Origin of the sequence: Streptomyces rectiviolaceus (assembly GCF_039533825.1) — a bacterium.
GTDB classification, from domain to species: Bacteria; Actinomycetota; Actinomycetes; order Streptomycetales; family Streptomycetaceae; genus Streptomyces; species Streptomyces rectiviolaceus.
Genome location: NZ_BAAAUG010000039.1, coordinates 28533 through 50874 on the forward strand (window position 1 = coordinate 28533; position 22342 = coordinate 50874).

General features: G+C 71.4%; 20 protein-coding genes and 1 pseudogene. 10 read left to right on the forward strand and 11 right to left on the reverse strand.

Annotated elements, in window-relative coordinates; genetic code table 11:
- Positions 1–347: 347 nt before the first annotated feature.
- Positions 348–1268 carry a terpene synthase family protein gene (locus ABD378_RS13230; protein WP_344520896.1) on the forward strand — a complete coding sequence of 307 codons (921 nt, stop codon included), beginning with the start codon at positions 348–350 and terminating at the stop codon, positions 1266–1268.
- Between the two features lies 1 nt (position 1269).
- Here ABD378_RS13230 and ABD378_RS13235 read toward each other — a convergent pair whose 3' ends face one another.
- Positions 1270–1635, reverse strand: coding sequence for a CAP domain-containing protein (locus ABD378_RS13235; RefSeq protein WP_344520897.1), 366 nt, complete (start codon positions 1633–1635; stop codon positions 1270–1272).
- A gap of 360 nt (positions 1636–1995) precedes the next feature.
- Here ABD378_RS13235 and ABD378_RS13240 point away from each other — a divergent pair, with 360 nt between their 5' ends.
- Positions 1996–2250, forward strand: coding sequence for a hypothetical protein (locus ABD378_RS13240; protein WP_344520899.1), 255 nt, complete (start codon positions 1996–1998; stop codon positions 2248–2250).
- Between the two features lie 72 nt (positions 2251–2322).
- Here the strand turns inward: ABD378_RS13240 and ABD378_RS13245 are convergent, their stop codons facing one another.
- The 3 genes from ABD378_RS13245 to ABD378_RS13255 form a co-directional block, all read right to left on the reverse strand.
- A complete protein-coding gene (locus ABD378_RS13245; RefSeq protein WP_344520901.1) occupies positions 2323–3084 on the reverse strand; it encodes an ABC transporter permease in 762 nt (253 codons plus the stop codon).
- Positions 3081–3896 (reverse strand): ABC transporter ATP-binding protein, encoded by an 816-nt coding sequence (locus ABD378_RS13250; protein WP_344520902.1) that lies wholly within the window; start codon positions 3894–3896, stop codon positions 3081–3083. The genes ABD378_RS13245 and ABD378_RS13250 overlap by 4 nt, the downstream gene beginning before the upstream one ends.
- Positions 3897–4113: 217 nt before the next feature.
- The gene (locus ABD378_RS13255; RefSeq protein WP_344520903.1) at positions 4114–5157 is read right to left on the reverse strand and encodes a polyprenyl synthetase family protein; all 1044 of its coding nucleotides are present in this window, start codon (positions 5155–5157) and stop codon (positions 4114–4116) included.
- A gap of 265 nt (positions 5158–5422) precedes the next feature.
- Here ABD378_RS13255 and ABD378_RS13260 point away from each other — a divergent pair, with 265 nt between their 5' ends.
- Together ABD378_RS13260 and ABD378_RS13265 are read left to right on the forward strand one after the other, a co-directional pair.
- Positions 5423–6415, forward strand: a complete 993-nt coding sequence (locus ABD378_RS13260; protein WP_344520904.1) for an LURP-one-related family protein — start codon at positions 5423–5425, stop codon at positions 6413–6415.
- 120 nt (positions 6416–6535) lie between these two features.
- Positions 6536–6973: pseudogene (locus ABD378_RS13265) on the forward strand (MepB family protein); the annotation flags it as partial.
- Here the strand turns inward: ABD378_RS13265 and ABD378_RS13270 are convergent.
- Both ABD378_RS13270 and ABD378_RS13275 read right to left on the reverse strand, forming a co-directional pair.
- Positions 6920–7951, reverse strand: a complete 1032-nt coding sequence (locus ABD378_RS13270; RefSeq protein ID WP_344520905.1) for a DMT family transporter — start codon at positions 7949–7951, stop codon at positions 6920–6922. The pseudogene ABD378_RS13265 and the gene ABD378_RS13270 sit on opposite strands and share 54 nt — an antisense overlap.
- Positions 7948–8760 carry a phosphatase PAP2 family protein gene (locus ABD378_RS13275; protein WP_344520906.1) on the reverse strand — a complete coding sequence of 271 codons (813 nt, stop codon included), beginning with the start codon at positions 8758–8760 and terminating at the stop codon, positions 7948–7950. Before ABD378_RS13275 ends, ABD378_RS13270 begins: the two co-directional genes overlap by 4 nt.
- Before the next feature lie 188 nt (positions 8761–8948).
- Here ABD378_RS13275 and ABD378_RS13280 point away from each other — a divergent pair, with 188 nt between their 5' ends.
- Positions 8949–9584, forward strand: coding sequence for a TetR/AcrR family transcriptional regulator (locus ABD378_RS13280; RefSeq protein WP_344520907.1), 636 nt, complete (start codon positions 8949–8951; stop codon positions 9582–9584).
- Between the two features lie 162 nt (positions 9585–9746).
- Here ABD378_RS13280 and ABD378_RS13285 read toward each other — a convergent pair whose 3' ends face one another.
- Positions 9747–10766, reverse strand: coding sequence for a DUF2510 domain-containing protein (locus ABD378_RS13285; RefSeq protein WP_344520908.1), 1020 nt, complete (start codon positions 10764–10766; stop codon positions 9747–9749).
- Positions 10767–10964: 198 nt separating this feature from the next.
- A complete protein-coding gene (locus ABD378_RS13290; protein WP_344520909.1) occupies positions 10965–12134 on the reverse strand; it encodes an anhydro-N-acetylmuramic acid kinase in 1170 nt (389 codons plus the stop codon).
- 121 nt (positions 12135–12255) lie between these two features.
- Between ABD378_RS13290 and ABD378_RS13295 the strand changes: the two genes are divergently transcribed.
- Complete coding sequence (locus tag ABD378_RS13295; RefSeq protein WP_344520910.1) at positions 12256–13230, forward strand: hypothetical protein; 975 nt, start codon at positions 12256–12258, stop codon at positions 13228–13230.
- Between the two features lie 110 nt (positions 13231–13340).
- Here ABD378_RS13295 and ABD378_RS13300 read toward each other — a convergent pair whose 3' ends face one another.
- Positions 13341–14336, reverse strand: coding sequence for an acyl-CoA dehydrogenase family protein (locus tag ABD378_RS13300; RefSeq protein WP_344520911.1), 996 nt, complete (start codon positions 14334–14336; stop codon positions 13341–13343).
- Positions 14336–15493, reverse strand: coding sequence for an acyl-CoA dehydrogenase family protein (locus tag ABD378_RS13305; protein ID WP_344520913.1), 1158 nt, complete (start codon positions 15491–15493; stop codon positions 14336–14338). The genes ABD378_RS13300 and ABD378_RS13305 overlap by 1 nt, the downstream gene beginning before the upstream one ends.
- A gap of 129 nt (positions 15494–15622) precedes the next feature.
- Between ABD378_RS13305 and ABD378_RS13310 the strand changes: the two genes are divergently transcribed.
- The 4 genes from ABD378_RS13310 to ABD378_RS13325 all read left to right on the forward strand — a co-directional run bounded on the left by ABD378_RS13310 (position 15623) and on the right by ABD378_RS13325 (position 21091).
- Positions 15623–16405, forward strand: a complete 783-nt coding sequence (locus ABD378_RS13310; protein ID WP_344520914.1) for an SDR family oxidoreductase — start codon at positions 15623–15625, stop codon at positions 16403–16405.
- 102 nt (positions 16406–16507) lie between these two features.
- Positions 16508–17095 carry a TetR/AcrR family transcriptional regulator gene (locus tag ABD378_RS13315; protein ID WP_344520941.1) on the forward strand — a complete coding sequence of 196 codons (588 nt, stop codon included), beginning with the start codon at positions 16508–16510 and terminating at the stop codon, positions 17093–17095.
- A gap of 60 nt (positions 17096–17155) precedes the next feature.
- Positions 17156–18313 carry an acetyl-CoA C-acetyltransferase gene (locus tag ABD378_RS13320; RefSeq protein WP_344520915.1) on the forward strand — a complete coding sequence of 386 codons (1158 nt, stop codon included), beginning with the start codon at positions 17156–17158 and terminating at the stop codon, positions 18311–18313.
- A 129-nt stretch (positions 18314–18442) separates the two neighbouring features.
- Positions 18443–21091 carry an ATP-binding protein gene (locus ABD378_RS13325; RefSeq protein ID WP_344520917.1) on the forward strand — a complete coding sequence of 883 codons (2649 nt, stop codon included), beginning with the start codon at positions 18443–18445 and terminating at the stop codon, positions 21089–21091.
- A gap of 190 nt (positions 21092–21281) precedes the next feature.
- Here ABD378_RS13325 and ABD378_RS13330 read toward each other — a convergent pair whose 3' ends face one another.
- The gene (locus ABD378_RS13330; RefSeq protein WP_344520942.1) at positions 21282–22328 is read right to left on the reverse strand and encodes an NAD(P)H-dependent flavin oxidoreductase; all 1047 of its coding nucleotides are present in this window, start codon (positions 22326–22328) and stop codon (positions 21282–21284) included.
- Positions 22329–22342: the final 14 nt, after the last annotated feature.

Consider the following 22342-nt stretch of genomic DNA (forward strand, 5'->3'; position numbering starts at 1 on the left):
TGTTGTCCCTGGTCACAGGCCTGCCGGAAGTGTGATCTAAGGGGCAGCCGCGCGGCGCGAAGTCAACGGCCCATCCACCGCCATTCCTTCGGTTGACGCGGCCGGTCCTCGGGCACGTCTCATCGCGTCACCGCACGAGGTCCCAGATGATCGTGGCTCGCCCCCAGTCCTTTCGCCGGAAGGTGAATGCCGCCATGGAATTCCGACTGTCCGAAGTGGAACTGCCGCCGCTCTATTGCCCGCTGGAATCTGCCGTTCACCCCCACGTCCGGCACATCGAAAAACGGGCCGTGGAATGGGTCGAGAGCAGTGGTATGTGCGCGTCGGAAAGGGAGAAGGCGTGGGTCGTGGCGACCCACAGTGCTGACTTCTTCGCCCGGTTCGCTCCCGTGGCCGACGACGACCGATTGCTGGCGGCGGTCCTCTGGGTGTACTGGGGCTTCGGTTTCGACGACGCACGGTGCGACAGCGGACCGCTGAGCGGGCGTCCCGCCCAGTTCAACGCCCTGGCCGGCCAGGTGCAGCGGGCGTGCGAGACCGACTCGGCGGTGGCCGACGACCGGTTCATCGGCGCCTTGCAGGACATCATGCGTCGTTTCCGCTCCTTCGCCCCGCCCACGCAGGTCCACCGGTTCGCGCAGGCGCACCGGGCGTGGCTGTCGGGGGTGTCCTGGCAGATCGGCAACCAGGCAGCGGGCCGTATGCCGGGTCTTGACGAATTCCTGGCGATGCGGCTGTTGTCGGCGGGTGGTCACCCCACGTTCGCGCTGCTGGAACTGGCCACCGGGGCTGAGGTGCCCGACCGGGATCTCCATCACCCGTCGGTGCAGGCGCTGACCGAGATGGCGATCATGGTGGCCTCGCTCGACAACGACCGGCACTCGCTGCACAAGGAACTGAGCCACGGTCAGGCCGACCAGAACATCTACACCGTCCTCATGGCCGAGCGGGGAGTCCCGCTGCAGGAGGCCGTCGACCAGGCCAACGTGCTGCGCGACCGCATCCTGCTGCGTTTCCTCCACTTGCACGACCGCGTCAGGCCGACCGCGGGCACGGACCTCGCGACGTACCTGCAGGGGCTGCGGTACGGGGTGCGCGGCAACAACGAGTGGGGGATGCGCGTCCCCCGGTATCTCAGCCTGGGGCACTGGCCGGAGGAGTTGGAGCACACGTTGCCGGCCTGGGCAGATGAGCCTTCCGATCGCCGGCCCGGCCCGGTGGAGCAAGCGCCCTGCATCGCCTGGTGGTGGGACTCGGACGTCGGCTGACTCACTGGGGTGCGGCCAGATCCACCGTCCACCACGGGCCGTTGGGGCCTGCCGCGACGCCCACGCCCGCGTGGGTGTAACGGCAGCCGAGGATGATGGCCCGGTGCGGGGGGCTTTCCATCCACCTCCTGACGGCGGCACCCGCGGTGGTGGAGCCGGAGGCGAGCGCCTCGCCGCTGAAGGCGGGGCGGTAGCCGGCGGCGCGCATCCGGTCGGCCGGGCGGCTCCCGTCTCCTCCCGTGTGGGTGAGTCGCTGGCGGTCGGCCATGTCGGCGCTGTGCGCCCGGGCGGCCCGGTTGAGGGAGCGTTGCAGCCGGACCCGTGGACATCTCGCTTCGGTGCGGCGCCGGTTGATCTCCGTTGCCACGTCGGCCGCTGGCTCCTTCTCGGCCTCGGGTCGCGGGGCGTGAGGGGAGGCAGGGGCGCGGGGCGGCTGCCGGTGGTCGGAGGCCGGACCAGGCCACTGGGGCACGGGGTAGGGCGGCGGTCCGGGATCGCGGGGACCGGCCCATGCCGACGGCGCGCAGAGAAGCAGCGCAGTGAGGAAATACATCAAGCGGAGTGCCGTCCCGCCCTTTCCGGTCATCATCTTTACTCTTCCCTCTTTCCCTTTTTCGGTGACCTTCAAGGAATACGGCATTGTCTGGCCCGGTGTCAGTCACGCACCTACTAGGTTGAAATCGCGCACTCTCCCGTATTCCCCTTTTCTTTCAGCAGGAGGACTTTCATGTCATTGCGGGTTCGTCGTCTCGCCCTCGTGTCCCTCGCCGCTCTGGCCCTGACGGCGGGTGGCGCGGCAACAGCCACCGCCTCGTCCCTGCCGCCCCAGGCCGTGACCTACCCGGCCTACCCGGGCCCCGACGGCTTCGGCGACCACGAAGACCACGACCACGACCACGAGCGGCCCCTGCACGTCGGGCCGTTCGATGTCCCGCGTGAGGGCACCGTCTCGGGCGGCTTCTCGTGGGACGTCGAGGACTAGGCGCTTCTCGGGCCGCGGCGGCCTCCTCCTGGATGTCCGGGGGGAGGCCGTTCGTCTGCGGTCGGCGGGGTCTCATCGCTTGAGGGTGGCGGCGCTCGCGACGAGCACCATGACCACGCAGGCCAGGATCAGCAGGGCGTCCCGGATGAACAGGCCGGTGACGCCGGAATGTCTGGCGGCCTCGCCGGCGGCTTGGACGGCGTACGTCATGGGCATCACCTGGGCCGCGCCCGACAACGCGCCCTGCATCTGGTCACGCGGCACGAAGAGACCGCACACCAGGAACTGCGGCAGGACTCCCGCCGGCAGGAACTGCACCGCCTGGAACTCGTTGCGGGCGAAGGCGCTCACCAGCAGTCCCAACGCCAGACCCAGCAGGGCGCCGAGCATGGCGATGACCATCAACAGGTAGGCGGGGCCCTTGATGTCCAGACCCAGCGGGCCGACGGACAGGAGAGTGGAGAGCACCGCCTGCGCCAGTGCCAGGAAGGTGAAGGCGAGGCTGTAGCCGAGCACGATGTCGAGCCGCCGTACCGGCATGGTGAGCAGTCGCTCGGCGGTGCCGGTGGTGCGTTCTCGCAGTGTGGATACGGACGCGACCAGGTACATCACGATGACCGGGAAGATGCCGAAGACCTGGGGACCCACCCGTTCGAAGGTGGCCTCCGAGTCGTGGAACATCAGCTTGAGCAGCACCATCAGCATGCAGGGGATGACAAGGAGCAGGGCGGTGCTGCCCTTGTCGCGGGAGATCTGCTGCAGGACGCGGAGGGCTGTCGCGCCGGTGATGGTGGGGGAGAACGGCAGCCGGTCCGCCAGGCGAGTGTGGTTCATGAGCGGGCGTCCGTGGCGAAGAAGGTCCGCTCCGCATCGGGCGCCGACGCCTGATCGAGCAGGCCGGAAAGGTCGGGCAACAGGCTCTGCGCGGCGGCCCGTTGCCGGGCGCGAGCCTCGGCCGCGACAGAGGCCTCCACCAAGTGCATGAACGCCTCTTCCACATCCGCACATCTGGTGTGCCCCAGCAGTGTGGCCCGGTCCGCGCTGGCCAGCAGCCGGCCGGAGCGCATCAACAGCAGCCGGTCGCAGCGGTCGGCCTCGTCCATGACATGACTGGAGATCAGCAGTGCGGTGCCTTCCGCGGCCAGCCGTTGGAACACCACCCACAACTCCCGGCGCACGATGGGGTCGAGTCCGACCGTCGGTTCGTCCATCACCAGCAGGTCGGGCTTGTTCAGGAGCGCCACGGCGAGCGAGACCCGTGAGTACTGTCCGCCCGAGAGGCGGGCGACGAGCTTGTCGGCGTAGTCCGCGAGGTCGACCTCCTTGACCACGCGGACCACCGCGTCCTCTCGACGCCAGCCCCGCATCCCCAGGGCGGCGGCGAAGTACCGCAGGTTCTCGAGGACGGTCAGGTCCGCGTAGACCGAGGGGGCCTGAGTGACGTAGCCGACGCGGGTCTTCAGCTGTTGAGCGCCTGCCGCGTGCCCAAGGACCTGGACATGGCCCGCCGTTGCCTGCTGCACGCCGACCACGGAACGCAGCAGCGTCGTCTTCCCGCAGCCGCTGGGGCCGAGCAGGCCGACGATGCATCCGCGGGGGATGGTGAAGGTGACGTTCGCCAGAACCGTCTGGCTGCCGCGGATCACTTGCAGCCCGTAGGCGGAGACGGCCGGAAGATCACCCGGGAGGCCTGGACTGGGCTCGGTCTGCTGCACAACTTCCCCGCGTTTCTTCACCACGTCCCGTTTCGGGTGCCCAGGCCGAGGCCGGGCAGATGCCACAAAACGGCCACCGCACGGACAACGGCCCGCCCGGACCAAAGTCACGCCCGCGCGTCGCTCCTCTTTCGCGGGCGGCAGGCGGTCAGGTGTCTCGGCGGATCATCGCCCAGGCGATCTCCTGCAACTGCCGGTAGGCGTCCGCCGTCGGCCGGGCGCAGGACAACGCCCGCAGCGCGGCCGACATCTGGCGGCGTGCCTCCTGTTCAGCGGCCTCCCGGCCGCCGGCCTTCTCCACCAGTTCACGCATCAGGGCGATGTCCTGCTCCCCGAGCGGATGCGACGAGCCGTACAGGGACCGCAGTTGCTCCGCGGCAGCGTCGGTTCCGGCCAGGGCCGCCGCCACGGGAAGCGACTTCTTGCGCGCCGCCAGGTCCGCTCCCACCGGCTTGCCGCTCCGCGCGGTGCGACCCCAGATGCCGAGCAGGTCGTCGGCGCACTGGAAGGCGACGCCAAGGCGGCGGCCGAACTCGCGCAGCCCGCTCACCCGTTCGCTGTCGGCGCCCGCGAGCACTCCGCCCAGGGCGCAGGCGCAGCCCATGAGTGATCCGGTCTTGCCCTCGGCCATGGCCAGGTACTGGGCCACCGACACCTTGGGCGCCTCCTCAAAGGTCACGTCGAGGCTCTGGCCCTCGACCAGTTCGAGCAGGGCCCGGACGAGTTCCTGCACCGCTGCGGTCGCGACGGGGGCGGGCGTCTCGGTGACCGCGCGCATCGCGCCGACGAGCAGGGCGTCGCCGGTCAGGACCGCCGACGGGGTGCCGAACACCGACCACGCGGCTCGCCGGTGGCGGCGCAGGGCGTCGCCGTCGATGACATCGTCGTGCAGCAGGGTGAAGTCGTGCACCAGCTCCACGGCCACGGCGCCCGGCAGGGCGCACCGTGCGCTGCCGCCGACCGCCACCGCGGAGAGCAGGGTCAGTGCCGGTCGGACCGCCTTGCCCCGGCTCGACACCGTCGGCACCGGCGCCCCCTCGGCGTCGCACCAACCGCGGTGGTAGCCGGCCACCTTCCTCTCGGCTCCGGGAAGAGCCGCCACCGCCGCCTCAAGTGCCGGAAGAAGCAGGTCGTCGACCCAGCCCAGACGGGGGAACACGGCGGCCGGGGGCGGGTCGGTGATCTGCGACATGCACGGCTCCTCAAGGCATACATGGACATACAGGGGGACGGCGCCGGCACCCACGGCCGCGCCACGTGCCCTCAGTCAATCGGTGCCGCCGAGCCCGAAAAAGGCGCAGCACTTCAGCCTTCGAAATGATCACTGAGGAGGACCAGCCTTCATACGGAACACTCAGCCGACCATCGCAAGACCGCTGTCCCCGCTGGTGAGTCCGTCGTCACAGGGTCCGCCAGGGGCTGGCGGACCGCCCCCGCCCGCGGGGTAGTGTGCCCGGGTGACAACGCATTCGAACACTCCTGCAGGCTGGTATCCGGACCCCCAGGGCGCGCCCCAGCTGCTGCGCTGGTGGGACGGTTCCCAGTGGACCCAGCACACCAGCCCGGACCAGCAGGGCGGCGCCCAGGCGCAGCAGCCCCAGCAGGTCCCGCAGCAGGCTGGGCCGGCCCAACCGGTCCAACCGGCCCAGCCGCAGCAGGCCCAGCAGCCCGCGCAGGCCCCGTACGGAGGTCAGCAGCAGGCTCAATACGGCCAGCAGCAAGGGCAGTTCGGCGGACAGCAGCAGGTCCAGCCACAGGCTCCGGGCCAGTACCAGCAGCAGGCCGACCCGGCCAAGGTGCAGCGTCAGGTCCAGCAGCAGGCAGGTGTCACGCCATCCGCCCAGGGCGGCGGCACGCTCTTCACCGAGCCGGTCCTTGTGGTGAACCAGAAGGCCAAGCTCATCGAGCTGACGAACGAGTACAGCGTGATGGACCAGGCGGGCAACGTGCTCGGCTCGGTCGTCCAGGTCGGTCAGAGCACGCTGAAGAAGGTCGCGCGCTTCGTCTCCAGCATCGACCAGTTCATGACCCACAAGCTCGAGATCCGCGACGCGTACGGCCAGCCGGTGCTCCAGCTGACCCGCCCCCGCAAGTTCATGAAGTCGCGCGTCATCGTCGAGCGCGCCGACGGCCAGCCGATCGGTGAGATCGTCCAGCAGAACATGATCGGGAAGATCAACTTCGCGATCATGGTCAACGGCCAGCAGGCCGGTGCGATCAAGGCCGAGAACTGGCGCGCCTGGAACTTCTCGATCGTCGACCACGCGGACAACGAGGTCGCCCGGATCACGAAGACCTGGGAAGGCCTCGCCAAGACGATGTTCACGACCGCGGACAACTACGTCCTGCAGATCCACTACCAGCTGCCCGAGCCGCTCCTGAGCCTCGTCGTGGCGACGGCCCTGACGGTCGACACGGCACTGAAGCAGGACTCCCGCGGCTTCGGGTGACGGTCCCGCATCTCGTACGCCATCGGCCGCGCCCCGGAATCCTGGGGCGCGGCCGACGCCGTTTCGAGAGCGCCCCAGGTCGAGCCGACCGCGTCCAAGTACCCGTGACAGGGTGGCCGAATGACAACGAACCGCGAGTACTCATCCGATCTCAGGCCGTGGCCGGACACCGCCTCGGCCCACCCGGATCTCCTTGCGGCGAAGGCGCTCGTCTACGACCCCTGCGGGTTCACCTGCTCGCGGCCGGTGCCCGAAGCCGAGGGTGCCGCTTACGCAGCGCACGAGTTCACCCTTGACGGCCTCTCCCTCCGGTTCCGCGCGGCCAGGACGACCCCCACCAAGGTCGGCCAATTCGTCACCGTCTGGAAGAGGTCCCCGGCCGGGCCCATCCAGCCCTTCGATGCCACGGACCCCGTCGACCTCTTTGTCATCAGCACCCGCGACCGTGACCAGTTCGGCCAGTTCGTCTTTCCCGTGGACGCGCTCCGCGACCACGGTGTCGTATCAGCAGACGGTTTTGGTGGGAAACGAGCCTTCCGCGTCTACCCGCCCTGGGTGATCACCACGAACGGTCAGGCCACCGGTGCGCAGGCGTGGCAGGTGGACTTCTTCCTGGACCTGCACCAGGACGGGCCTCTGGACCTGGCCCGCGCCCGAGAGCTCTACCAGCCGTAGGTCAACGGCGGGTCCGGAGACCGGTGCGCGCGCCTCGTCGCGCGGTGACCGGGTGAGGACCACCACGCCGTACGCCGCGATCGCCGCACCCCCGGCCGCCAGGAAAAGACCGGCCACGCCTCCCTGCAGCCGCTCCCCGAGCAACGTCAGGCCGATGGCGGCCGCGGCCACCGGGTTGGCCAGGGTGACGACGGCGAGCGGCGCCCCCAGGCCTCCGCGATACGCGGTCTGGGACAGGAAGAGGCCGCCCACGGCGAACGCGGCGACGAGCAGCGCCACGACGATCACCTGCGGGCTGAGCAGCGGACCCGAGCGGTCCGTGGCGGCGACCGTCACGGTCTGCGTGAGCGCGGACGCGACGCCCGAGGCGAACCCGGAAGCCGTCGCGTGACGCAGCCCCGGCCGCGTACCCGGACGGGAGAGGACACCGATCACGGCCATCGTCGCGCCCGCCACGGCCAGCGCCTCCGTCAGGGTCAGCCTGTCGTCGGGCGCGGGCCCGGAAGCCGTGAGGAGCAGGGCGCCGAGGCCGATGAGCGTGAGGCCCGTGCCGCGCCACTCCAGCGGGGTGACCCGCCGCCCCGCGAGCCGCGCGCCCAGCGGCACGGCGGCGACCAGGGTGAGCGCGCCGAGCGGCTGGACCAGGGTGAGCGGACCGTACTTCAGGGCCGCCACGTGCAGCAGCGCCGCGGACGCGTTGAGCCCGACGGACGACCACCAGGCCCCGCTGCCGAGCAGCCGCAGGAAGCCGTTGCCGGTGCCCGTGATGCGGGAGGCGAGGCGTTCCTGGGCCACGGCGGCGGAGGCGTACGCGGCGGCCGACACGAGCGAGAGCGCGACGGCGAGGAGTGTGGCGTTCACCGTCGGACCCCCGCGGCGGCCGGCTCGGGGGCGGGCGCGTGGCGGCGCACGACGAGCGAGCGCGCGGGATCCGGCAGCTTGATCACGGCGAACGCGATGCCGAGCAGCGCGGTCACCGCGATGGCGTCGAGCCAGTAGTGGTTGGCGGTCCCGACCACCACGAGCAGGGTGATCAGCGGATGCAGCAGCCACAGCCACCGCCACCGCGACGAGGTCGCGGCGATGAGGCCGACGGCGAGCATCAGCGCCCACCCGAAGTGCAGGGACGGCATCGCGGCGAACTGGTTGGCCATCGAGTCGGTCTGCGGGGTGGAGCCATAGACGGTGGGTCCGTACACCTGCCCGGTGTCCACGAGCCCTGTCGCTTCAAGGAGCCGGGGCGGCGCCAGGGGGAAGGTCAGGTGCAGCACGAGAGCCGCCGCGGTCAGGGCGGCGAGCACCCGCCGGCTCCATACGTAGTGCCGGGGCCGGCGCAGGTAGAGCCAGATCAGGAACAGCGCGGTGGCCGGGAAGTGCACGGTCGCGTAGTAGGTGTTCGCGATGTGCACCAGGGTGTCGCTGCTGAGCAGCGCGTCCTGCACGGCGCCCTCGCCCGGCAGGCGCAGGGTGCGTTCGGCGTCCCACACGTGGTGGGCGTTGCGGAAGGCCTCACCGGTGTGGCCGTTGGCCAGCTGCCTGCCGAATTTGTAGACGAGAAAGAGTCCTACGACGAGGAGGAGCTCGCGGACGAGGGGCGGTCGGGCAGATGTGTCCGGCTCCCGGACGGCTATGTCCGGTTCCCTTTCGGCAGGCTCGGTTCGGGATTCCATCCCCCGGCCCCTTTACGTGATGACTGGGTGGTGCGGGTAGTGAGCGAGGAAGCGTTTCGCTCTGTCCGGAGCGCCCCACTCATCGATACGACAGTGTACCGATACGCCAGTGTACCGATACGGACGCGTACCGGTACACTGGCGTATCGATAGGGTCGGTCGAAGCCGCCGCATCGAGGAGAAGAGTCATGACGTCGCCGGACCGGGCAGCAGACGCAGGCACAGCGGACCCCGTGGGCTCGTCGCGCCGCTCCAAGATCACGCCCGAGCGTGAGCAGGAGTTCTACGACGCCGTCCTCGACCAGCTCCGCGAGTGCGGGTACGACGCCGTGACCATGGAAGGCGTGGCCTCCACCACCCGGTGCAGCAAGTCCACGCTCTACCGCCAGTGGAAGACGAAGCCCCAGTTCGTGGCCGCCGCGCTGCGCGCCAACCGCTGTGTGCGCTTCGCGGGCATCGACACCGGCACGCTCGCCGGTGATCTGCGCGAGGCGGCGCGGGCCGCGGGGGAGTGGTCGACCCGGGACAGCATGCTGGTGCAGGCGCTGAGCCACGCGGTGCTGCAGGACGAGGATCTGCGCAGCGCGCTGCGCGAGGCGCTGGTGGAGCCGGAGACCCGGGCGCTCGACGACCTGGTCGAGCGGGGAGTGGCCCGGGGCGAGATCGCCGCGGACCATCCGGCCACGCGGTTCATCACGGCTCAGCTCATGGGCGTGGTCCGGGCCCGCCCGGTCCTCGAGGGCAAGCAAGCGGACGAGGAGTACCTGTCCGAATTTGTGGAGGCGTGCCTGCTGCCCGCACTGGGTCTGACCAGACCCACCTGATCGTGGACCGGGGCCCGGTGGATGACGGACCCCGATCTGCCTGAGCCGCGCCGCACCGTGGGGACGGGGGTGGCGTGGCCGCCCTTGGCCGGGCGGGCCGAAACCTTCGTGGTTCCGCCCGCCCGGCTCTGACGTTCCCGGCCGGGGCCGCGCGACGCCCCGTCAGACTTCCTGGCCGTTGCCGCCCCCGCCGCCCGCCGCGGCCTTGATCCCCTTGGTGATCTCGTCCATGACGGACACCTTCGGCGACTTGTCGTTGACGTCGATGCCGAAGCGGACGATGACGAGCGCCGACTTGTCGGAGGGGGAGGGGAAGGCGAGGGACTGGACGTAGCCGTCGTCGCTCTTCTCGGTGACAGCCTTCCAGCGGACGAGGTAGCCCTTCTGGCCGGCGACGGTGACGGCCTTGGACTCCAGCTCCTTGTGCGAGGTGATCTTGCCGTAGGTCTTGCCGCCGTAGGACTCCTTGGCGTTCACGGCGATGTCGGCCTTGGCAGCGGCCTCCGCCGTCTTGGCGTCGACCTTGAACGCCTCGGCGGGTCCGGAGTACGCGCCGCCGCGGCTGCAGGTCTTGGAGGCTTCGCCGGGACACGGGTAAGGGTCCACGCTCACCGATGCGCCGCCGCGCTGGCCGGTCGCGCCGGTCCAGCCGTCGGGTACGGGGAGGCTGATGCCGCTGAGCATGTCGGTGGCGTAGCCCTCCTCGGTGGGCGGCGCGGAGGGGCCGCCGGGGGGCTGGGACTGCTCGGGGTCCTGCGGGTCCTTGGGCGAGCCGGGCTTCGAGGGGGCGGAGGACGAGGGGGGCTTGGCGGCGCTTTCGCTGTCCCCGTCGTCGTCGGCGGTCAGGAAGTAGACGCCGCCGCCTATCACGGCGAGCACCACGAGGGCCACGCCCACGGCTATGCCTGTGCGAAGGCCGCGCCGAGGGGTGGTGGGCTGTCCCGGGTAGGAGGGATAGGCCAGGGGCGCGCCAGGGGCGGCACCTGTCGGGACACCAGTCGGGGCGGTGGGCGGATAGGCCGGGGGAGCCGCAGGGGCGGAATCGCCCCACCCGGCGGTGGCGGAACCCACCGCGCGGACCTGGTCCGTCCATACGTTCCCGTCCCACCAGCGCTCGGTACGGGGGCCGTCAGTCGTCTGGCCGGGGTCGGGGTACCAGCCGGGAGGGGTTACCTGGGTCATGGGCGTCAGGGTATGAGCATTCGGTGAAAGCGGGATGAGAGGGGGCCTCTAGGGCCTCTACGGAGGTCACCGTTCGGCCCCGTTCGGCCGCCGCACTCAGCACAACTCGCCCAGCTCCACTCGGCGCAACTCGCCCAGCTGCGCTCGGCACAACTCACCCAAGGGCCTCAGCCGTACTCGCCCGAGAGGGAGGCCAGTTCACCCGCCCCGCCCGTCCACCACCAACCGCACCGGCCCGCCGCCCTCGGGCGCGGGCACCCGCACCCCGGCCCGCCCCGGAGTGATCGACCCCAGCACGCTCGCATGCCGGGCCCCCGTGCTTTCCGGCACCGTCCCCGGCAGCCCGTGCGCCGTCAGGAAGCCGAGGACCGCGAAGGCGTACGCCTCCTTCGCGGCGGACGGAAGGCCGAGCTCGTCGGAGGTGCGCACCGGGACCTTGCCCCCCAACTCGGCCCGCAGGAACGCCATCAGCGTCGGATTGCGCGTGCCGCCGCCGGAGGCGATGACCTCGGAGGCGTCGACGGACCTGACGGCGTCGGCGACCGTGCGGGCGGTGAGCCGGGTGAGCGTGGCGACGACGTCCTCCGGGGTGATGGCCTCGTACCCGGAGAGCGCCGCCTGTAGATAGGGCAGGTGGAAGAGCTCCTTGCCGGTGGTCTTCGGGGCGGGCCGCGCGTAGTACGGCTCGGCCAGGAGGACCGCGAGCAGCCCCTCGTCGACCGTGCCGCGCGCGGCCATCTCGCCGTCGAGGTCGTACGTGAGCCGCTCCCGGGTCAGTTCACGCACGGCCGCGTCGATGAGGGCGTTGGCGGGGCCCGTGTCGAAGGCGGTGCCGTCCGGGGCGGTGATGTTGGCGATGCCGCCGAGGTTCAGCGCGGCGGGGGCGCCGGGCCTGCCGCGCAGCCACATCCGGTCGACGATGCTGACCAGGGGCGCGCCCTGGCCTCCCGCGGCGATGTCGCGGGGGCGGAAATCGGCGACCACCGGCAGCCCCGTCCGCTCGGCGATCCACGCGGGCTGCCCGATCTGCAGCGTGCCGTGCACCTGGCCGTCCTCCACCCAGTGGTAGACCGTCTGCCCGTGCGACGCGACCAACTCGGCGCGCCCGTCGCACAGTTCGCGGTCCGCCTCGGCCGCCGCCGCGGCGAAGGCCTGGCCGATGCGGGTGTCGAGGCGGCAGACGTCCGCCAGCGTGGTGGCGGCGGGCGGCAGCGCGGCGCCCAGAGCCGTCCGCAGCGCTTCGTCGTACCCGCGGGTGATGAGACCCAGGGGAGAGAGCAGCAGACGGTCGCCGTCGATCGTCAGGTCGGCCGCCGCGGCGTCGATGGCGTCGTACGAAGTCCCCGACATCAGCCCGATTACGCGCACGTGCTGCCCCTTTCGCTCTCCTCACGGGTGTGTTTGATCATCGCAGCGATGACGGGGCCCGTGCACTCGCACGTACGATCCAGTTCAGGCCATCCCGGCAGGGGGAGGGAGAGAGTTGTCCATGTCCACCACGGGTTCACCCGGTCTGCGTACGCGGACGCGACGCACGAACCTCACCCGAACCGACGGCACCTGGAGCGCCCTGCTCCTCGATGTGCGCGAACGACCACGACCCGGTCTATGCCCGCGAACCGCCGCAAACCGCCTGCTCCTGACCCAGGGAGCCACCGCGGTTCCGCTGCTGCTCGCCCTGGTGGATCCTGACCGCCACGGAGTCGACTTCTACCGGACCGGCCGCTACCGCCCCCTCGTCCCACCCCTGCGCGCACAGATGGCCCGTGCCTTCGGAGGCTCCCGGCAGCGCTGGGCCCACCACTTCGCGGCCCTGCTCGCCGCGTCACCCGACAGCCCTCTGCACGACGGGCGTTGGGTCCTGTCCCCGGACCCGCTGCTCCTCCGGCCGAACCACCGAGGTGTGCCGCAGGGAGAGTACTGGCGCGAGCTGCTCGTAGAGGGTGATCCCGACGGGTACATGGACTGGTTCATCCACAACGGCTCTTGGGAGATCCTTCCGCTGCGCGCCATGCCGGACGCCGACGACTCCCGGGTCAAGGCGTACCGCAAGCAGGCGAGGGACGGCACGCTGCCGCCCGTACTGCTCTGGTGGGTGAGCGGGCTCGACAGCTATCTCGTCCTGGACGGTCATGCCCGGCTGGCCGCTGCCATGGCCGAATCCGTGGAACCGGCCGTCCTGGAACTGCGACGAACCGTCCCGCAGGACGAGGTGGACACCGGCACGGAACGGGCCGTCGCGACGTACGCGGCGGAGCTCGCGAGGTTCACCGAACTGCGCGCCGCGCAGGGTCCGACCGTCCCCGACGGCGCCGAGTTCGCAGGACCGGCCCTCGCCCGCCGCCTCGACGAGCTGCGCACGGCACACCGCCCCACCTGGGCCTGGCCGCTCCCGGGCGGCCTGCGGGAGTGGCGCCGGATCGCTCGCGAGCAGGTGGGTGAGGGGGGATGGGAGCACGTGTGAGGGGGGGGCGGTGCGTGGAACTTGGGGCGACGGTTTCGCGGGCGCTCGAAGCGTAGGCCAGCCGGACCCGCGGCCTCCGGACATGTTTTGCGGGCGGCCGAGCTCGCACGTCAGCCGAGCCCCCGGCTTCCGGACAGCACCAGTCGTCGGCAGTCCCCGGGGCTGCCCCAGGCGGTGCGCAGTGCTCGCGCCTTCGTCAGCCACAGCGACAGGTCGTACTCCGCCGTGTAACCGATCGCCCCGTGGAGTTGCAGCGCCGCTCGTGCGGCGCCGTACGCGGCTTCGCTCGCCGCTGCCTTCGCCGCGGCCACGTCCGCCGTGTCCAGGGTCAACGCCGCCCCGTACAGCAGGGGCCGGGCGAACTCGAGGCCTATCAGGACGTCCGCGAGGCGGTGCTTGACCGCTTGGAAGGCGCCGATCGGCGTGCCGAACTGGGTGCGCTGCTTCACGTACGCGACCGTCTTGTCGAGCAGCGCGAGCCCGACCCCCAAGGCCTGCGCGGCCGTCGCGAGCGAGGCCCAGTCGGCCGCCCACCGGGAGGCCTCCGTCACCGACGGGCCCGAGGCAAGGAGTTCGCCGCCCGGCCTCAGGCGCGCCAGGCGCCGCACCGGGTCCAACGACCGCTCCACGCGCGCGTGCGCGGAGGCCAGGCGCAGCTCACCGTCCGTGGCGGTCAGTCGTAGTGTCGCCGCGTCCGCGTCCAGCGCGTACGGCCCCCCTTGGGGGAGGGTGAGTGTTGTTACGGCCTCCCCGGAGGCCACGGGCGGAAGGAGCCGCTTGGCGGGGGCCGCCTCGCCCAGTTCGGCGAGGCGGGTGAGCAGCGCGCCCGCCGCCACCGTCTCGACCACCGGGCCTGGCACCGCATGCCGCCCCAACTCGACAAAGGCGACGGCGACTTCGACAGGGAGCAGCCCCACCCCCTCGTACTCCACAGGGACGGCGAGCGCGAACACGCCCGCATCCGCGAGGCGTCCCCACACGACGCGCCCCGGCGCGTGGTCCCCTGTGGCCCACGCTCTCGCGGCCGCCGGAGTGTCGGCCGCCGTCAGCATCGCGTCGAGCGAGCGCGCGAACTCGCGCTGCTCGTCGTCGAGGAGGAACCTCATCAGCGGCGTCCCTTCGGCAGTCCGAGCAGCCGCTCGGCGATGATGTCGCGCTGGATCTCGTTCGTGCCCGCGTAGATCGGCCCGGCGAGCGAGAAGACGTACCCCTCCGCCCATGCGTTGCCGTCGTCCGCCAACTCGCCCTCCGCGCCCAGGAGGTCCAGCGCGGTCTCGTGCAGCGCGATGTCGTACTCGGACCAGAAGACCTTGTTCAGGCTCGACTCCGCGCCGATCGTCTCGCCCGCCGCGAAGCGCGATGCGCTGGCCCAGGTGAACAGCTGATAGGCGCGGGCCCCGATCACGGTGTCGGCCACCCGGTCGCGCAGCGCGGTGTCCGCGGGGTCGCCGTCCGCGCGCCACTGCCGCACCAGGCGGTCGGCCGCGGCGACGAAGCGGCCGGGGGAGCGCAGCGTCAGGCCCCGTTCGTTGCCCGTCGTCGACATGGCGATCCGCCAGCCCTGGCCCGGTTCGCCGATCACGTCCTCGTCCGGCACGAAGACGTCGTCCAGGAAGAGTTCGGCGAACGCGGGTTTGCCGTCCAGACGCCCGATGGGCCGGACGGTCACGCCGTCCGCGTCGAGCGGGAACATCAGGTACGTAAGCCCCCGGTGCGGCTTGGCGGGGTCGACGGCTGGCTCGCTGCGGAACAGGCCGAACGCGCGGTCGGCGAACGCGGCCCGGGACGACCAGGTCTTCTGCCCGCTGATCAGCCATCCGCCCTCCGTGCGCCGGGCGGTGGAGCGCAAAGACGCCAGGTCCGAGCCCGACTCCGGCTCGGACCAGGCCTGCGCCCAGATCACCTCGCCGCTCGCCATCGGGGGCAGTACGCGTGCGCGCTGCTCGTCGGTGCCGAAGTCGAAGAGGGTCGGCGCGAGGAGGTTGATGCCGTTCTGCGAGACACGGCCGGGGCCGCCCGCGGCGAAGTACTCCTCCTCGAACACCAGCCACTTGACGATGTCGACGCCCTGCCCGCCGTACTCCTCGGGCCAGGAGACCACCGACCAGCGGTCGACCGCGAGCACGCCCTCCCAGGCGCGGTGGGCCGCGAAACCCTCCCGGGTCTCCAGCGACGGGAGCGGCTCGGCGGGCACGTGCCCGCCGAGCCAGTCGCGCGCCCGCTGCCTGAACTCCCCTTCCCCGGCGGTGAAGTCGAGATCCATCAGTGGCCCACCTCTTCGGTCGGTTCTTCTCCGGTACTTCCCCAGCAGTCTTCCCTAACAAGTGTTTGGTAGATTACCCTGAGGTCGAGCCAGTCGTCGAGAGCGAGTCGAGAGCTAAGGGGGCCGAGCATGGACGCACCCGCGTACGTGCCGGGGCACGGTCTGCTCCTGGGCCGCACCGCCGTCATCACCGCCGCGGCCGGAGCGGGCATCGGCGGCGCCACCGCCCGGCGGTTCCTGGAGGAAGGCGCGCGCATCGTCATCGGCGACGCCCACCCGCGGCGCACGAAGGAGACGGTGGAGGCGCTGGCCGGGGAGTTCGGCGCCGACCGGGTCGACGGGACGCCGTGCGACGTCACGGACGAAGCCCAGGTGCAGGCTCTGTACGACCTGGCCGAGCAGCGCCACGGCGGCCTGGACGTCGTCGTGAACAACGCGGGACTCGGTGGCACCGCCGAGCTCACCGGAATGACCGACGAGCAGTGGGACAGAGTCATCGACGTGACGCTGAACGGCACGTTCCGCTCCACCAGAGCCGCCCTGCGCCGCATGCGGGCCGCCGACCGGGGCGGCGTGATCGTGAACAACGCCTCGGTGCTCGGCTGGCGCGCCCAGGCGGGCCAGGCGCACTACGCCGCGGCGAAGGCGGGCGTCATGGCCCTCACCCGCTGCGCCGCCGTCGAGGCCGCGCCCCACGGCATACGGATCAACGCGGTGTCGCCCAGCCTCGCCATGCACCCGCACCTCGCGAAGGTCACCTCGCCCGAGCTCCTCGAGGAGCTCACCGCCCGCGAGGCGTTCGGGCGCCATGCCGAGCCCTGGGAGATAGCCAACGTCATCGTCTTCCTGGCCAGTGAGTACTCCTCGTACATGACGGGGGAGACGGTCTCGGTCAGCAACCAGCACGCCTAGGCGGAGAATGACCGTGTGTCGAAACCGAAGCAGAGCAGCACCACGACAGAGCAGAGCAGCACCACGAAGAAGCAGGGCAGCACCACGAAGAAGAAGGCCGCTGTGAGCCCCTCGCCCGAGCGACGGCGCGAACTCCTCGCCATCGCGGCGGACGTCTTCGCGGAGCAGGGGTACAACGCGACCACGGTCCGCAAGATCGCGGACGCCGCCGGCATGCTCGCCGGCAGCCTCTACTACCACTTCGACTCCAAGGAGTCGATGCTCGAAGAGATCCTCTCCACCTTCCTCGCCGAGCTGTGGGACGGGTACGACACCGTGCTCCAGTCGCGGCTCGGCCCCCGCGAGACCCTCGAGGCGCTCGTCACCGAGTCCTTCCGGGAGATCGACCGGCACCGCTCCGCCGTCGCCATCTATCAGAAGGAGTCCAAGCACCTGGTCGCGCAGGCGCGCTTCCAGTACCTGACCGATTCGCAGCAGCGCTTCGAGAAGACGTGGCTGACGACGCTGGAGCGCGGAGTCGCGGAGCGCGTCTTCCGCGACGACCTGGACATCCGGCTCGCCTACCGCTTCGTGCGCGACACCGTCTGGGTCGCCGCGTCCTGGTACCGCCCCGGGGGAGGCCACAGCCCCGAGGAGATCGCCCGCCAGTACCTCTCGATGGTCCTGGACGGCATCGCCGTACGCACGTAGAGAGCGCGTCGTCACGCCGGCGACCGCGCACCGCCCGAGGAGCACGAGGAGTACGCAGTCATGGCCGAGGCCTACATCGTCGAAGCGGTCCGCACCCCCGTCGGCAGGCGCAAGGGCGGCCTCTCGGCCGTCCACCCCGCCGACCTGGGAGCCCATGTCCTGAAGGCACTCGTCGAGCGCACCGGAATCGACCCCGCCGCCGTCGAGGACGTCGTCTTCGGCTGCCTGGACACGGTCGGCCCGCAGGCCGGTGACATCGCCCGCACCTCCTGGCTCGCGGCCGGCCTCCCCGAAGAAGTGCCCGGCGTGACGATCGACCGGCAGTGCGGATCCTCGCAGCAGGCCGTGCACTTCGCGGCGCAGGGAGTCCTGTCCGGCACGCAGGACCTCGTCGTCGCGGGCGGCACACAGAACATGTCGATGATCCCCATCGCCTTCGCCTCCCGGCAGGCCGCCGAACCGCTCGGCCTCACCGAAGGCCCGTACGCGGGCAGCGAGGGCTGGCGCGCCCGTTACGGAGACCTGCCGGTCAACCAGTTCCACGGCGCCCAGCTGATCGCGGAGAAGTGGGGCATATCCCGCCGTGACATGGAGGAGTTCGCGCTCCGCTCGCATCAGCGGGCCGTCCGCGCGATCGACGAGGGCCGCTTCGACCGCGAACTCACCGCGTACGCGGACGTGACCACCGACGAGGGCCCGCGCCGCGACACGACCCTGGAGAAGATGGCAGGGCTCAAGCCCGTCCTGGACGAGGGCACCATCACCGCCGCCTGCTCCTCGCAGGTCTCTGACGGCGCGGCCGCCATGCTCGTCGCCAGTGAACGGGCCGTGCGGGAGCACGGGTTGACGCCCCGCGCCCGCATCCACCACCTCTCGGTGCGCGGCGAGGACCCGATCCGCATGCTGTCCGCGCCGATCCCCGCCACTGCGTACGCCCTCAAGAAGACCGGCATGAGCATCGGCGACATCGACCTCGTCGAGATCAACGAAGCGTTCGCGCCGGTCGTCCTCGCCTGGCTGAAGGAGACCGGGGCAGACCCGGAGAGGGTCAACGTCAACGGCGGCGCGATAGCCCTCGGCCACCCGCTGGGGGCGACCGGCGTCAAATTGATGACGACGCTCCTGCACGAACTGGAGCGCACAGGCGGCCGGTTCGGCCTTCAGACCATGTGCGAAGGTGGCGGCCAGGCGAACGTGACCATCATCGAGCGCCTCTGACCGCGTCCAGTTCCTGGCACGTCCCTCACTCCTTGCGGGAGTTGCTGGCCGGACCCCGCACCGCGAGGCCCTCTCCCCAGCTAGTCTCGATGTCTGTACGTCGATTGAGCGACCCCGGGAGGTAGCGCGATGACGCAGGGACGGCCCGGAGGTGGGACCGGGGCCCCGCTGTGGGAGCGTGATGCGGAACTCGCCGCGGCCGCACGGGCCGTTGACGAGCTGTGCTCCGACGCGACGACGGCGGGCGGGCTGCTCGTCTTCCAGGGCGAGGCGGGGATCGGCAAGACGGCGCTGCTGTCCGAGGTGCGCCGCATCGCGGAAGGGCGGGCCGTGGTGTGGTCCGCGCGGGGTGGCGAGACCGTCACCTCCGTCCCCTTCAACGTCGTACGCCAGTTGCTGCAGCCGGCACTCGTCGGCCTCTCTCCCGAAGAGGCACGGGAGTATCTCGGCGACTGGTACGAGATCGCAGGCCCCGCCCTCGGCATAGCCGAACCGGCCGGCCGTCAGGCCGACCCGCAGGGTGTGTGCGACGGCCTGGTCGAGGCGGTCGCGCGCCTCTCGGGGGTGCACTGGCCGCTCGTCCTGCTCATCGACGACGCGCACTGGGCCGACCAGGAGACCTTGCACTGGCTGGCCGCGTTCGCCCAGCGCCTCGACGAACTGCCCGTCCTCGTGGTGGTCGCCCACCGTCCGGACGACGCCATCGGCGAAAGTGCGCGCCACCTCGCGGCGGTCGGCAGGGCGGCCCGCCCCACGCCCCCGCTGCGCGCGCTCACCCCGGACGCGGCGGCCGGACTCACCCGCGCCACCCTCGGCGAGCACGCGGACGCGCCGTTCTGCCGCGAGGTGTGGGCGGTCACCGGCGGCAATCCGTACGAATCCGTGGAACTACTCGCCAAGGTGCAGGACAGTGATCTCGAGCCGGTGGAGGGCTCCGCCGCCGAACTGCGCGCCCTGAACCGCTCGGCCCGCGGCCGCGGACTGGTCGCCCGTCTCGAAGGACTCGGCACGGACGTCACGCGGTTCGCGTGGGCGGCGGCGATCCTCGGCACCGCCATCCCGCTCGACCTCGCCGCCTCGCTCGCCGGGATGACCCGCGAGACGGCCGAGCGGTGCGCGGAGCGGCTGCGGACCGCGCGCATCCTGCTCGGCGCCGACCAGGGCCTGGAGTTCGTCCATCCGCTGATCGCGAGCACCGTCTACCGCTCGATCCCGCCCGCCACCCGCACCGCGATGCACGGCCAGGCCGCCTGGGCCGTCACGCTGTCGGGGCGAGGCGCGGCGGCCGCCTCCCGGCACCTCCTGGAGGTCCACCCCGACGACGACCCCGAACTGGTCAAGCAGTTGCGCCAGGCGGCGGCCGAGCACCTCGCGGTCGGCGCGCCGGACGCGGCCCGCCGCTGCCTCGAACGCGCCCTGCGGGAACCGCCGCTGCCCGAGACCCACGCGCGCGTGCTCTACGAACTCGGCTGCGCCACGCTCCTCACCTCGCCCGCCACGACCATCGGCCACCTGCGCCAGGCGCTCCACACGCCGGGCCTCGACCGCAAGCTGCGTGTGGACGCGGTGTGCCGTCTCTCCCAAGCCCTGGTGCACAACGACCAGTTGGAGGAGGCCTTGCGCGTCGTGGACGCCGAGGCCGCCCGCCTCGAACCCGGCCCCGACCGGCTGCGGCTGCTGGGCGTCCACTACATGTGGGAGGGCATCTATTCGCGCGAGGAGGACGCGACGGGACGTTCGCGCCGGCTCGCCTCGCTCGCGGGACCGCTGCGGGGTCGCGACAACTCCGAACGTGCGCTGCTGATCCTGCGCGCCTTCGACGCCATGACCCGCGGGGAGAACGCAGAGGAGATCGTCGAGCTCTGCGACCGCTCCCTCGTCAACGGCCGCCTCGCGCCCGGGCTCGGCTGGACCGACACGGAGTGGGGCTTCGAGCTCCTGAAGATGCTGGGCGGCGCCTACATCTTCACCGACCGCCTCGACCGCGCCGAGAGTGTCTTCGCCGAGGGGGTCCGTGCCTACGAGGCGGCGGGCTGGAGCGGCGGCCACCTGGCCGTCGCCAAGGCCTGGTTGGGCCTGGTGTACCGCAGGCGCGGCCGTCTCGCCGAGGCGGAGGCCTCGCTGCGGGAGAGCCTTCGTCTCACCGACCGTGTCGGCAGCGGCCTCCCGATGCACTGGGACGCGGCGTGCAAGCTCATCGACACACTGCTCGCCCGGGGCAGGGCCGACGAAGCACAGGAGATCGCCGACCGCTACGGCATCGCGCCGCCCTACCCGTCCACGATCCTCCTGCCCGACATCCACTCCGTGCGGGGCCGCCTGCTGTTCGCCATGGAACAACGGCCCGAGGGCATCAGCGAGTTGGAGGTGGCGGCGAAGACGGCGAACGAACGCGGCCGCTACAACACGGTCGTCAACCCCTGGGCGTATGCCCTCGCCCGCGCACTCGCCGTGGAGGATCCGCGGCGGGCCGCCGAACTGGCCGCGGACGCACGGGTCCAGGCGGAGCTCTTCGGTACGGAGACGGCGATCGGCGAGGCGCTGCTGTGCGCGGCGTCCCTGGAGAGCGGACAGCGGGCGGTCGAGCTGTACGCACGAGCCGTCGCCTGTCTGGAGGCTTCGCCGTGCGCCTATGAGCATGCGGTCGCGCGAGTCGAGTACGGGATCGCGGCGGGGTCCGCGAGCGAGTTGGCGCGGGGCCTTGCCCTGGCCGAGTCCTGCGGGGCCGACGGTTTGGTCGCCCGGGCACGGGCTTCCTTGGAGGTGGCGGGGGTCTGAGCGGGGGCGTCCCCCCGTCGGCGCCCCCCGTCCCCGACCGAGTGCTGCCCAACCGCAAACCGGGCGGGCGCATTTCGGCCCGCCCGGCGATGAAGGACGCAACTCGGCGAAGCCGGTGATCGACGGCGCGCAAGGCCCGGCGCAGCCAGTTTCGGGGAGAGACAGGATCGGGGAAGGGCCACCGGCCTGCTCAGCTCAGCCGCAGCCGACCCACCACCTCGGCCGCCTCCACCATCACCCCCGAAACCAGCTCCTCGCACGACGGCAGATCCTCGATGACGCCCGCCACCTGCCCGGAGGCCATGACCCCCGCCTCCGGCAGCCCGTCCACCATCGCCGCCTTCAACATCATCGGCGTATTCGCGGCCAGCAGGACCTGACTCCGCGTCATCCCCTTGCCGTGCCGCATCGCAAGCCCGTCCCGGACCATCTCCCCCCACCCCATCCCGGACATCTTCCGGAACGCCGCAGCGTGCCGCACGGCCCGCGCGAGGGACGCCGTCCGCCCCGACTTCTCCAGCGAAGCGACAAAATCCGTCCGCAGCATCCGGTGCGGGAGACCGTCCACCCGAGTGGTCACCGTGACGTCCTTGACCGACGCGGCCAGATAGCGCGCCTTGACCGCGTCCGGCACCGTCGAGTCCGAGGTGAGCAGAAAGCGTGTGCCCATCGCGACCCCTGCCGCGCCATAGGCGAGCGCGGCGACGAGCCCCCGCCCGTCGAAGAAGCCGCCTGCCGCGATCACCGGAATGTCCACCGCGTCCACGACCTGCGGCAACAGCACGGTCGTGGCGACCTCGCCCGTGTGCCCGCCGCCCTCGCCGCCCTGCACGACGACCGCGTCCGCGCCCCACGCGGCGACCTTCTCGGCATGCCGACGCGCGCCGATGGACGGGATGACGACCACCCCGGCGTCCTTCAGCTCCGCGATCAGCTCCTGCGAGGGGGCCAGCGCGAAGGACGCGACCCGCACTCCCTCGTCGACGATGACCCGCACCCGGTCCCGCGCGTCGCCCGCGTCGGCGCGGAGATTGACCCCGAAGGGCTCGTCCGTACGGGACTTGACCTCCCGGATGGCCGAGCGCAGCTGGTCCACGGTCATCGTCGCGGACGCCAGGATGCCGAGGGCGCCCGCGTTCGCCGTCGCGGAGACCAGGCGGGGGCCCGCCACCCAGCCCATGCCGGTCTGCACGATCGGGTACCGGACACCGACCAGCTTGGTCAGCGCCGTCTCCATGCCCGGCGGGGCGG